This window comes from Chryseobacterium sp. BIGb0232 (assembly GCF_024810195.1).
Classification (GTDB): Bacteria; Bacteroidota; Bacteroidia; order Flavobacteriales; family Weeksellaceae; genus Chryseobacterium; species Chryseobacterium pennae.
This window is the reverse complement of record NZ_JANUEH010000002.1, coordinates 579,489-592,096: the sequence shown is the minus strand read 5'-3', so window position 1 is coordinate 592,096 and position 12,608 is coordinate 579,489. Positions and strand designations below refer to the sequence as shown.

Annotated in this window: 12 protein-coding genes and 1 tRNA gene; 9 read left to right on the top strand and 4 right to left on the bottom strand. The window is 36.0% G+C overall.

Annotation, left to right across the window (positions count from 1 at the left end):
- Positions 1 to 31 precede the first annotated feature (31 nt).
- Together M2372_RS08715 and M2372_RS25615 are read right to left on the bottom strand one after the other, a co-directional pair.
- Positions 32 to 145, bottom strand: a tRNA-OTHER gene (locus tag M2372_RS08715).
- Positions 146 to 256: 111 nt separating this feature from the next.
- Positions 257 to 1,051: an RtcB family protein gene (locus M2372_RS25615; RefSeq protein WP_409013138.1), complete on the bottom strand. Its 795-nt coding sequence runs from the start codon at positions 1,049 to 1,051 to the stop codon at positions 257 to 259.
- A gap of 743 nt (positions 1,052 to 1,794) precedes the next feature.
- Here M2372_RS25615 and M2372_RS08705 point away from each other — a divergent pair.
- The 3 genes from M2372_RS08705 to M2372_RS08695 all read left to right on the top strand — a co-directional run bounded on the left by M2372_RS08705 (position 1,795) and on the right by M2372_RS08695 (position 3,437).
- A complete protein-coding gene (locus M2372_RS08705; protein ID WP_165852273.1) occupies positions 1,795 to 2,130 on the top strand; it encodes a HopJ type III effector protein in 336 nt (111 codons plus the stop codon).
- A 24-nt stretch (positions 2,131 to 2,154) separates the two neighbouring features.
- Positions 2,155 to 3,174, top strand: a complete 1,020-nt coding sequence (locus M2372_RS08700) for a YafY family protein (RefSeq protein WP_123319930.1) — start codon at positions 2,155 to 2,157, stop codon at positions 3,172 to 3,174.
- Between the two features lie 125 nt (positions 3,175 to 3,299).
- Positions 3,300 to 3,437, top strand: a complete 138-nt coding sequence (locus M2372_RS08695; protein WP_002980888.1) for a hypothetical protein — start codon at positions 3,300 to 3,302, stop codon at positions 3,435 to 3,437.
- Positions 3,438 to 3,733: 296 nt separating this feature from the next.
- Here the strand turns inward: M2372_RS08695 and M2372_RS08690 are convergent, their stop codons facing one another.
- On the bottom strand, positions 3,734 to 4,918 hold the full coding sequence (locus M2372_RS08690) for a DUF1501 domain-containing protein (RefSeq protein ID WP_123319929.1): 1,185 nt from the start codon (positions 4,916 to 4,918) through the stop codon (positions 3,734 to 3,736).
- Between the two features lie 36 nt (positions 4,919 to 4,954).
- The gene (locus M2372_RS08685; protein ID WP_165852274.1) at positions 4,955 to 6,334 is read right to left on the bottom strand and encodes a DUF1800 family protein; all 1,380 of its coding nucleotides are present in this window, start codon (positions 6,332 to 6,334) and stop codon (positions 4,955 to 4,957) included.
- A gap of 648 nt (positions 6,335 to 6,982) precedes the next feature.
- Between M2372_RS08685 and M2372_RS08680 the strand changes: the two genes are divergently transcribed.
- From M2372_RS08680 to M2372_RS08655, 6 genes are all read left to right on the top strand, one after another.
- Positions 6,983 to 7,546 carry a hypothetical protein gene (locus M2372_RS08680; RefSeq protein WP_123319928.1) on the top strand — a complete coding sequence of 188 codons (564 nt, stop codon included), beginning with the start codon at positions 6,983 to 6,985 and terminating at the stop codon, positions 7,544 to 7,546.
- Between the two features lie 116 nt (positions 7,547 to 7,662).
- Positions 7,663 to 8,712, top strand: coding sequence for a glucokinase (locus M2372_RS08675; protein WP_123319927.1), 1,050 nt, complete (start codon positions 7,663 to 7,665; stop codon positions 8,710 to 8,712).
- A 143-nt stretch (positions 8,713 to 8,855) separates the two neighbouring features.
- Positions 8,856 to 9,422: a YceI family protein gene (locus M2372_RS08670; protein WP_115972439.1), complete on the top strand. Its 567-nt coding sequence runs from the start codon at positions 8,856 to 8,858 to the stop codon at positions 9,420 to 9,422.
- A gap of 78 nt (positions 9,423 to 9,500) precedes the next feature.
- Complete coding sequence (locus M2372_RS08665) at positions 9,501 to 10,127, top strand: YceI family protein (RefSeq protein WP_115972440.1); 627 nt, start codon at positions 9,501 to 9,503, stop codon at positions 10,125 to 10,127.
- A 239-nt stretch (positions 10,128 to 10,366) separates the two neighbouring features.
- Positions 10,367 to 11,035: an alpha/beta hydrolase gene (locus M2372_RS08660; RefSeq protein ID WP_123319926.1), complete on the top strand. Its 669-nt coding sequence runs from the start codon at positions 10,367 to 10,369 to the stop codon at positions 11,033 to 11,035.
- Between the two features lie 81 nt (positions 11,036 to 11,116).
- Entirely contained in the window at positions 11,117 to 12,460 is a 1,344-nt protein-coding gene (locus M2372_RS08655) for an ammonium transporter (RefSeq protein ID WP_123319925.1), read from the top strand.
- Positions 12,461 to 12,608: the final 148 nt, after the last annotated feature.

Sequence of the window (12,608 nt, the reverse complement as noted above, 5' to 3'; positions counted from 1 at the left end):
ATATATGAATATAAGCATTTTCACTGTATTGAGGAGCAGACAGGACTCGAACCTGTGACCCACAAACCTGGTAGTTTATAAGAACTTTATTTGCCCGTAGCGAAAAGTAATTTTTTGTTGCTCTAACCATCTGAGCTACTGCCCCTGCCATTATGATAAGTTTTCATGAACCCTACAGGCTTTGACACCTATAAGGTTGGTTATTAGTTTTTTTGGAAACCTATCAGGTTTATATTGAGTGATATTAAATAAAGAATTATGCCTTTCTATATTTTTTCTTCCACGGTGCATTTTTCTGAATATCACCCGCCATAATACATCCGTAAGGCATCACTTCATCCAGTACTTCACAAAGCCCATATTCTTCAATCTGTGCTCTTACATTCGCTGCACTTTTATAAGCAGTGGGTAGTTCGGAAATATCAATTTCATTGGAATAGAATCTGATATCTAATCCTGTTGTTTCTTCATTGAAGATCTCCTCAGTCGTTTTATGGGCTAAAGATCTTTTATGCTGACTTCTGCTGAAATTTCTTCCCGCTCCATGTGGAGCAAAACCAAGGTTTCTTTCATTGGTCTTTCCCTGAACAATCAATACCGGTTCTGCCATATTCAATGGAATCAATCTTGGTCCCGTGATATCAGGCATGAACTTATCATCCAATGGAGTCGCTCCCTTTGCGTGATAGAAGAGGTCACCATCCTTGAAAACAAAATTATGTTCATTCCAATATCTGTTTTCTTTCTCTATTTTCAGTTTATTTAAAACAGCATCGTGAATATTGGTATGGTTTTCCTTCGTCCATGTTCTTATCAATTGCAGCGCTTCCCAATAAGATTTTCCTTCTTCAGTATCATAAGGAATCCATGCATTTTCTTTTAATGTTTCAGGAGAAATATCCTGTCTGAAACGGTTGGCAACTTTCATTCCTTTATCATATAATGCAGCACCCGGAGCTCTGGATCCGTGATGGGTTACCATCATTGTATTTCCTGTATTTTTGGAAATTCCAACGAATAAGAAATGATTTCCGTCTCCCTGAGTTCCCATATGAGAACGGGCAATGCTGATTAATTTTTCATCATTTAAGAATTCATTTTCTCTGAACGCATCCATCAGTTCCTGGGACATCGGCATCTGTTCGCCTCTTGGTCTTCCTCCATATCCGAAATGTGTTACAGAATGGGCAGCATCCAGAATATCTTTAGGGTTAACCTTTCCAAAATCTGTCAGCATCACAGAACAACAGATATCTGCGCTATGAAATCCCGGGTGGATGGCATTTTTTGCAACCACTACACCTCCCACAGGAATATGACCTTCGGGACCTGTAGGACAGGCATCCGGCATTAAAGCTCCGGCAGTGAGCGTAGGTGTTTTCATCAGAACTTTCATCGTTTTGATTACTTTTTCTACATTATCACTCTCATTTTCATGTTCCGCTCTGATGTTGATGATAAACTCAGGAGCAGTTTCATGAAGCGGAATATGTTCAGGTTGTTTGAACTGTTCCAGATATTCTTTAATCTGAATTTCATCCAGATGATTTTCGTTGATATAGGTAATGGCATCTTTAAACCATTTAGCGGATCTATATCCCAATTCGATTAAGTGATTTCCATTAAATTCCATTGTTTTGTTATTTTGATAATGCAAAGTAACTTCTTTATTGCGCAATAGTTTTGCGTAGATAATGAATTTTTGATTATTTTTACAAAAATTATAAAAGAGACAAATTCGCTGGTATGCAAATTCGCTTATTAGCATTATGTAAAAAAATTAAACTTACAACTATGATATTATTAGAACAATTAAAACATTTTCCTGAAACCGTTCAATTCAGCGATGTGATTGCTTATATAGATGCAAATTACCATTTTACCCCTACCGCATTCAAAAACGGAAATACAAGAAATGAAGAAGACCAGAATAACGGGTCATGTAAAATATTCGGTTTTGCATCTTATCACGGATTGACAAAAGAGGAGACACTTCCGCTTTTCGGAGATTTTTATAGGGAAGATGTACTTAAAAACCCTGATGGAACAGATCACCAGAACATCAGAAACTTTATGGAATTCGGATGGGAAGGATTGATCTTTGAAGGAAATCCGCTGAGAGAGAAATAGGTTTTCAGATAAAAAAGAATAATCATGTCATCCAATAAAAACGCACTGATCCGCTATAAAACATTAGACAAGTGCCTCAAAAACAAATACCGTAAATATACTTTGGAAGATCTTATTGATGAATGTTCCGAAGCATTATTTGAATTTGAGGGAAAAGAATCTTATGTAAGCAGAAGGACTATTCAGCTGGATCTTCAGAATATGCGGAGTGAGAAATTCGGGTATGAAGCTCCTATTGAAGTATATGAAAGAAAATATTACCGTTACAGCGATCCGGACTACAGTATCCATAATATTTCTGTAAATGAAAGTGATCTGAAAGCGATGAATAATGCAGTTCAGATCCTGAAGCAGTTCAAAGATTTCTCTATGTTCAAAGAAATGAACGGTGTCATTCAGAAACTGGAGGATTCTATTCATTCTACTAACCAGAAGTCAATCATTCATTTGGATAAAAATGAACAGTTGAAGGGGTTGGAGCATATTGATATTCTGTATGAAGGTATTCTCAATAAAAAGGTACTGAAAATCTTATACAAGAGCTTTACTGCAAGAGAATCCAATATTTTCACTGTTCATCCGCAACTGTTGAAAGAATTTAACAACCGATGGTTCCTCATTTGTCTTTACAAACAGAAAATGTATAATCTGGCTCTGGACAGAATGGAAAGTATTGAAACAGATGAAGCCCTTCCTTACATTGATAAGGATCTGGACGGAGATGAATACTTTAAGAATATTGTAGGAGTTACCGTTTCAGAATCTATGTCTCCTAAAAACGTCATTTTCTTTGTTGATACGGCCAATGCTCCTTATATCAAAACAAAACCATTACATAAAAGTCAGGAGATCATTAATGAGGTTGAGGAAGGTACTCTTTTTAAAATTTGTGTGCAGATCAATTTTGAATTAGAAAGACTGTTGCTGGGCTTTGGAGATTCGTTGATTGTTCATCGACCAAAAAAGCTAAGATTGAGAATGGAAGAAAAATTTAAAGCCGGAAGTAAAAATTATCAGGATCTGATCATTCCGGAAGAAAACTAGTATTTCTGAATTATCAGGTAAAAAGATCAGGATAGTAACTGAGACTCAGGAAAATTTTAATTGAAATTGACCTCTGATTTTTATCTTGGCTTGGAAATTGTAGTAATCAAGTACAAAATCACCATATGAAATCAAGAATATTTAAAGCACTTATTGCCATTATAGCACCCATAGCGATAGAGTATATCGTTAAAAAAATATCTGAGAAACTTGATAAGAAAGAAGATCAGAAAGAGAAAGAACCGAAGCAGATTACTGCTTAAAAGTAAAAGTAGTTAAAATTTAAAATTATCGAAAAGAGACTGTCATTATGGATGGTCTCTTTTTTTTGTGGTGATAGGAGAAGGGGAGATGATGACCACCCCGTCAAAAATTCAAAGAATTTTTGCCACCTCTCCGGTGGAGGGGAATGTTCACTCCTTCAACTGATGTATTCATTATAATATTCCTGGAAATCGGAGATTTCAAAACTTTAGTGTACTTTTCATACATAAAATTTATCACTTAAAAATAACTTAAGTGTTATAAAACTTTTATGCCTAAATAGAGCTCAGTCGATTTATATAAAGTCATAAACTCCGTTTTTCCATCCCAACACTTTGGAAGAATCGGCCTTCAACCAGTTTTTAAGGATCGTAGCATATACTTTTCTAAAGTCTTCTGTATAGATCAGGTCACCTTCATTCAGATTCTGTAAATCTGGAAGACTGTTCAGAAGGCCTTTCTTTTTAAGGTTTCCACTGATAAAGAACATCTGGTTAGCCGTTCCGTGATCTGTCCCATTGCTTGCATTTTGGGCCACTCGGCGCCCGAACTCAGAAAAGGTCATCAAAAGAATATTATTGAATAAGCCATTGCTTTTCATATCAGCCACAAAGGACTTCACAGCTTCATTAATATCACTGAACAGTTTTTTCTGTCTGTCATTTTGATTCACATGGGTATCAAAGCTTCCAATGGAAAGATAGTAAACCTGGGTATTGATATCTGATTTGATTAAAGAGGCCACTGTCTTAAAGTCCTTTCCCAGTTGCGAATTAGGATAAGTCTGTTCCGTTTTTTTTGCTTTGCTCTTATCAAAAATATAGCCGGCATTGTTAATCGTAGAGCCTAAAGTCTGATAAAGGTAAGACACCGTTTCGTCATCATGATGGTGATCATAAAGAGATTTGAAATATTTCTCCTGACTGGTTTGATATAACCTTTTAGGATCTTTAAAAGCAAATGCTTTATTATTTTCTCCTTTCAAAGCCAGGCTTAGCATATCATCAACTTCAAGTGCCTGTGTGGGATGCTCACAACGGTAACATTCTTCATCCAGAAAGCGGCCTAACCAGCCTGTTTCCAGAAATTCATCACTTCTGCTTGCCGATTGCCAGATATCCATGCTGCGGAAATGAGATTTATCCGGATTGGGATAACCCACATTGTTCATCACAGAAAGCTCTCCATTATCAAAAAGATCTTTAAAATAGGAGAGGGAAGGATTGATTCCGGCTTCATCTGTAAGGGATAAAGAATCCTGAACAGCAAGCGTTTTCCTTTCTCTGAAATAGATGTCATTTTTTGTAGGAATAACCGTGTTCAATCCATCATTTCCACCAGTAAACTGAAGAACTACGAGAATATTCTGATTGGGATTCAGTGCCTCTTCCAACGTCATAGCTTTTAGAAAGTTAGGAAGTAGAAGCGATGCTGTGGCCAGTGAACTTATTTTGAGGAATTCTCTTCTTTTGATTAACATAATGTTGGATTTTGGTGATAGATATAAGTGCCCCCTTTACATTAATTGATATTCAGGGGTTGACATAAGGTTGATAATGGTCATTTTCGTGCTTTTATCAGAGAAGTTATTGACTGTATTCATATCTAGGCTTTGTGGTTTCTGAATCAGATAATCCTCACAGTTTTTATGGTCAAAAATCTGATCTACCCGGTTCCAGTCTATTGTTATATTGGGATTTTTAAAGCTTTTATTCAAAGCTGTTTCCTTAGATTTCATTCCCATATCAATATCGTCATCTTGTCGTGGACTGTATTCCAGCGGGCGAAGGCCGGACCATATCTGCGGTACCTGAAGTCTCAGCATCAGAGTAGAGCTGTCAATCCAGGATCTTCCATTGGGCCACCCTGCAACATTCGGTGGATAAAGCAACATTTGTCCTAATAGCTTTTGATACACGATGAGGTTTTCAGGATTCTGAATATTCATCGGAAGGATCCGCATCATTCCCGCCATCAGTTCTATGGGCGATTTTATCCTGTTTCCGATATTTTTCTGTTCGTAAAACCATGAGCTTGAAAAGATCTCCGTCATCAGTTTCTTAATATCGTAGCCGGAATTGTAGAAGCTGGTACTGAGTGTATTTACAATATTCTGATCTATATTTTCATTAACGAAAAACTTATAGACTTTGGCTGTGATAAATTTTGCGGTTGCTTTTTGCTCCAGAATAATATTTAGAGCATCTGATCCGTTAAAATTACCTGTTTTCCCCAGAAAAGTTTTGGTTTCTTCATCATGCTGATTTTTCCTTTCTTTAAAATTTCCTTCTTTATCGTAACTCCATCCTGTAAATGCTCTGGCTCCTTCTCTCACATCTTTTTCCGTATAATTTCCTCTGCCCATAGTGAAAAGCTCCATGACCTCACGGGCAAAATTCTCATTGGGGTGGTCTTTCTTATTTTGCTGGTTATTCAGGAAGTTAAGCATAGCCGGAGCTTGACTGACTTCAAAAAGTAAATCTTTGAAGCTTCCCAATGCATTCTTCCGGATTGTATTTAAAAGTTGCTTATTGAACTTTGGATTAAGGACTCTTGAAGCAAAATGTCCATGCCAGAAAAAAGCCATCTTTTCTCGCATTTGTTCCTTACTGTTCACCATTTTATCCAGAAAGTTAAGATTCAGTTCTTCGTTCTGTGTTCTATAAATCCGTTGCATTTCCTTCTTCTTTTCAGCAGGAGCTGTACTGTTCATATAATCTGCAGCAGGTTCGATATCAGGCGTATCATAAATAATCTCTGTAAAGCTTTCTTCTTTAAATAATTCATTAATCAGCGTCTTGATGTTTTTATTTTTCAAATCATCGATTTGATTAATTCCGGGACCAAAGCCTGCACGCCAGAGAAGATGTTTATTTTTTAATAAGGTGTCAGCCATGATGAGAGCATTTATTTTTTTGATGTTTCTGAAGAAAAAAGGTTAAAATAATAACGGGTTAAGGTTTGTTAATATTATAATGTGTGCACAATAGGACTGTTGGAAAACGCTCAGGTACTAAGATTTTGTACGCTGTATATTGGAAGGCGCGAGGATTTTATCTTCGATAAAATTGTTTATGGTTAGATTCTCTCGCTGCTTTTTCATCTCAACTAATGCAATTATTTTATTTATTCGTGAAATTTATGATGTTTAAAAAGATATAGCCCCATAGTGCATAGAATAATGTTATTGGTGCCGTGGCAAAAAATAAATAGCATCCTTGCTGAAGATCTTTGGTCTTCTTGTGCCTTAAAATATACGTAATACTAATAAAAAATTTGCGCCTTAGCGTTTTCCAATGTTTGAATTCCTTTTATATCAATAAGTTGACTTATCCTGTTTCTATTTTTTAACTTTTTAAATATATTTCACATTTCAGGTCCTGTTTTTTATAAAAATTGTTAAACAATCATTTAAAATTTAACATAAAATAAATGATTGATATTCATTTTGTTACGGTTTTAATGCGTGTTAAAAAACAGCAGAAAGCTTTGCTTGGCACGATTTTTACATCCTCTTGTTTAGTAAAATTTAAAAATTAGAGTTATGAAAATGTTTAAACAAGCAATTTTACTTGCCGGAATTTTAACAGCAGGTATAGCAAGCGCACAGAGTTCACAAATGAATAATATGATCAAAGTAGGCGCAAATGTTGGTTTAGCAGTTCCCGCAGATAACCTTTCCGCAGCAGTTGGTGTAGATGTAGCTTATCAGAACCTTATTACTCCAGGATTTGGATTAGGTATTGCATCAGGATATACTCACTATTTTGGTAAAGATAACAACGGGTATAAAAATAATGATGTAGGAGTAGTTCCTGTAGCTGCTTTAGTAAGAATTTATCCAAAACAAACCGGTTTCTATTTCGGAACTGATTTAGGATATGGATTCTTAGTTGGAGACAAAACAGTAGCTTCTAACACGAATGTAGAAAGAGCAAGCGGAGGTTTCTATATCAAACCTGAAATCGGATACCACAACAGAGACTGGAACTTCTTCGTACAGTACCAAAAGGTTTTTGTAGGAACTAAAGGAGATTTAGCTGGTCAGGATTATAATGTGGGGAATATCGGAGTAGGATTCGGTTATAATATTCCATTAGGAAAGTAGTTAGATTTAATATATAAACAATTATTAACCAAAACCTTTTCACGAAAGTGGAAAGGTTTTTTTGTTCTGTGCAGGATTTACGAAAACAATTATTATATTTGGTAAAATTTGAGGTTATGATTCTGAATCCAAAATTTCCACTTTATTTACCAGGAGTAGAGAACAGTAATAATGATAATGTTTCTATCATCGGAGCAAGTCTCCGTGAAGATATGACCATCTTAGGCTATTTTGTTTCCGGTAACGGAGGTCTTGAGATTAAAGCACAAAATACATATTCTACTAAGGAATATGCTTCTTTTAATGACATCTTAAAAAAGTTTATCCAGGATAATGAGTTAGCTAACGTAAAACGCTTGGGAATGGCTGTACCGGGACCTGTCATTGACGGAAAAAGCAACCCCGTAAGATTAGGCTGGAACTTAGATGTTGAAGAATATAAAAGAGATTTCGGTTTTGAAAAGGTAGATATGCTGAACGACCTGGAAGCTTCTGCTTACGGAATGGCTCTTCTTGAAGATGATGATCTTGAAGCCATTTATACCAGCGGTCATCTTGAAAAAGGAAATGTGGCGATCCTTGCTCCGGGAAACGGATTGGGTGAAGCTGGATATTTCTTTGACGGGAAAAATTTAAGACCTTTTGCAACAGAAGGAGGACATTCTGAATTCTCACCAAGAACCAATGTAGAGGTTGAGTTTTACCAGTTCCTTAATAATATCTATGGGATTGTAAGCTGGGAAAATGTATTATCCAAATCAGGATTATTCAATATCTATCGTTTTCTGAGAGATGTAAAAAGACATCCGGAACCTGAATGGTTAGGAGATCGTCTTGCCAATGGTAATTTTGTTGAAGAGCTTTATAAAGCAGCAGTAGAAGATAACGTACTGATATGTAAAATTGCTCTGGATACTTTCCTTGAGTTTTTGGCAAGAGAAGCCAATAACTTAACCTTAAAGGTAAAAGCTACCGGCGGATTGCTGATTGCCGGAGATATTCCTCAGATGGTAAGAGAATATATCGATAAAGCCAAGTTTTACGAAAAATTCAAGATCAGTGATAAAATGGAAGGAATGCTTAGAAACATTCCGATCTATCTGGTCAAGCAAAATCATACTGCATTAAAAGGGATGGCATTATATACAGCCTACTATCAAGAATAAAAGAAAGCTCCGAAGAAATTCGGAGTTTTTTTATGGGATGATATTATTCATAAAAATAATTAACTTTCTTGATATACATCAACGAAATCTATTGAATAAGATGGCTACCTTTGTGCTAAACTTAATTAAAATAATTCTAAACAATGAAAAAAATATTTTTATTAGCAGTATTAGCTGGTGGTTTAGCTTTCGGACAGTCTAAAAAAGTAGTAGCATCTGATGTTCACTGGTGGGGATATAAAGTAGCTAAATCTGAAGCTAGTTCTCACGACGGAACTGTGAAAGTGAAATCAGGAGATATGGTAATGAAAGGAAATCAACTTGTAGGAGGGAACTTCGTGTTGGATATGACTTCTATCAACGCGACTGACCTTACGGGAGAATACCAACAGAAATTAAACGGACACCTTAAGAATGGTGACTTCTTTGAAGTTGAAAAATTCCCTACTGCTACTTTTAAAATTACAGGAGTAAAGAAAAACAGTGATAAAATCTACAATTCTTTAGTAACAGGAACTCTTACTCTGAAAGGAAAAACAAGCCCAATTACTTTCCCTGCTAAAATTTCTTACAGCAAAGGAGTAGTAAGCCTGGTTTCAAATAAGTTCTCTTTCGACAGACAGAAATTTGATGTTGCTTACAAATCTACAATGCAGGACGTTTTTGTGAAAGATGATATTGATATGGTAGTAAAGGTAACTGCTCAATAAATTAATCAAAAAAAGATTATTAAAAGTGTAGAAGTTCTACACTTTTTTTTATTTTTGTTGAATTGTAAATAAAAAAGAATGAAAAGATTACTATTGTTTGCTATGGTGTGCGCAAGCATATCATTTGTTTCTGCCCAAAGGAAATTTGATAAGGTTTCGAAAGTGACTTCATCAGAGATCAGATGGTGGGGATATAAGGTTGTGAAAACTGAGGCTTCCTCCCATTCAGGAACGATAAAATTAAAAAGTGGAAAATTCAACTTTGACCATACTGTACTGGTAGATGGTGAATTCATCATAGATATGAGAAGTATGATGGCTGGTGATGTTTCTGATGAAGATCAGATCAAACTTACCAATGACCTGAAAAGTACCAACTTCTTTGAAGTGAAGAAATTTCCGGTTGCGAAATTCCATTTGACTAAAGTTATTCCTTTAGCAAACAGTGAGTATAATTCTACCGTATACGGAGATCTTACACTTAAAGGAGTGAGAAAAACAATTTCTTTCCCCGCAAATGTGTATGTTACTCAGTTTACAACTTCTATTGAATCTGCGAAGTTCTCTCTGAACAGAAGAGATTTCAAGGTATTCTACCAGTCTTCACTGAAAGATTACTTCATTAAGAACGAAATGGATATTCAGTTTAAGGTGTCTACTGAAAAGCTGGATAATGACAACAGAGTTCCTGCAAAGAAGAAATAAAATTAAATGTAATGTTGATAAAAAGAGCAGCTCTTAGGAGCTGTTTTTTTGTGTAGGGATGTCTGTAAAAGGTATAGGTAAAATTATTTTGTTATTCAGAATGGATCCCGATATGGTAAACATTGGTTTTTATATAGATTTTATTTTCAAAAGGAGCTTTTAAGACGATTAAAGCTCTGCTGTTCAAGTTTTTTTTAATCTGAATCGTAGCTTTTCCGCATTTTTCATAAATTAGTAGTATGAAAATTTATATTGTAAGCGGTCTTGGGGCAGACTTTAAGGTACTTGAAAGATTAGAGTTTCCCAAGCATTGTGAACTGATTTTTATAGACTGGCTCATCCCGGAAGAAAATGAACCTTTTCATGCTTATGTTGAGCGGATGGCCGAAAAAGTAGATCCTTCTGAACCTTTCTGCCTGTTGGGATATTCTTTTGGCGGAATTATGGTCCAGGAGATCAATCGGCTGAAGCCTGCTGAAAAAGTAGTGATTCTGGGAAGTATTAAATCTGATAAAGAAAAATCCAGATTCATAAAAACAGGAGAGGTAACCAAGATTCCCCGTATCCTGCCTGTAGGACTATTCAATGTGAAAGCAGCCAACGTATATGCTGTACTCAGAAAGCTTTTTGATCCTAAAAATCCGAGACTTCTTCAGTATTTCAGAGTAAGGGACCCTTATTACCTGAAATGGTCTGTAGAAAAAGTATCCGAATGGAAATTTGAAGAAAACCCAGAGGTCATCCAGATTTTGGGAGATAAGGATATTGTATTTCCCATCAAGAATTCAAAACCGGATTATGTGATTAAAGGAGGAACCCATTTGTTTCCGGCCACCAAAGCTAAGGAAGTTTCTAAAATCTTAAATGAAATATTCAGTGAAAAAACGGTAATGTTATTAAGTGAATAGTTTTTTTTAGGGGTGTTTGTCAAATAAATAACTTTTTCATAGTATTTATATGTAATTTTGATAGGGTTAAATATAAATTTTATGAAAATAGGGTTAAAGTGGATCGTTTCATTCTCTCTTATTGCATTGGTTGCTATTGGAGGGTTATTCTGGACTCCGGGTACAGATATTTCTGATAAAGGAGTATTTTTAACTAAAGATAAAATTGTAGGAGCTGACGTAGCCTGGATTTTGGCAGCGGCAGGGCTTGTACTGCTAATGACACCCGGATTATCATTTTTTTATGGAGGAATGGTAGGTCGGAAAAATATAATTTCTACAATGCTGCAGAGTTTTATTGCTTTAGGAGTAGTCTCTATCGTTTGGGTGGTCGTTGGCTTTTCATTATCCTTTGGTGAATCTTTGGGAGTTACCATTGCGGGTAAGCATTATGGAATAATTGGAAATCCATTAAGCTATCCTTTTTTTAATGGAGTAGGGGGTCTTCCCCATAGTATGATGGCTCCCACTATACCTTTTATTCTTTTTGCATTGTTTCAGATGAAATTTGCCGTTATTACTCCTGCGATCATTACCGGATCTTTTGCAGAGAGGGTCCGTTTCATTTCTTATCTTTTATTTATTGTGCTTTTCAGCATCTGTATTTATACTCCGCTTTGTCATATGGTATGGCATCCTGATGGGCTTCTCAACAAATATTTTGGAGTGAAAGATTTTGCAGGTGGCACTGTTGTACACATGAGTGCAGGCTTTGCAGCACTTGCCGGAGCTTTGGTATTGGGAAAACGGAAGAATCCACATCATGAACCTTCCAATATTCCCTATGTACTCCTGGGGACAGGGATGTTATGGTTTGGATGGTTTGGTTTTAATGCAGGATCTGCCCTGAGTGCTTCCGCATCTGCAGCAACAGCTTTTGGAACGACTACTATTGCTTCTGCTTCCGCTATGATGACCTGGATATTTTTTGACAGGATTAACGGGAGAAGTGTTTCTGCTTTGGGTGCCTGTATTGGTGCTGTGGTAGGTCTTGTAGCGATTACACCCGGTTGTGGATTTGTCAGTATTCAGGAAAGTCTTTTCATAGGATTTATTTCAGCAATTGTTTCTAACCTGATGGTCAACTGGAAAGTTTTAAAGAAGATAGATGATACCCTGGATGTTTTTGCCTGTCATGGAGTAGGCGGTATTATGGGAATGATTTTAACAGCTATTTTTGCTCATGGTGAAAAAGCCAGCCTTCTTCATGGTGGAGTTGAAGTATTCCTTCATCATCTGACTGCCTTGTTTCTGGTGTCTGCATTTACTTTTTTAGGATCTTTACTGCTGTATAAAGTAACCAATGCGATTATTACCTTAAGGGTTTCGGAGGAATCTGAGACTATGGGACTTGATCTTTCCCAGCATCAGGAGCACTTTAATTAAGTGTAATATTCTTACTTACGATTTCCTTTCAAGCTCATTTAAAGAAAATTGGAGAATAGATTTGAAACAGGTAAAAAATACATGATATAAGGCTGCTAATTGTGAAGTTTTACTATGCATATTATAAGATTTATCATGTATCTTTGCT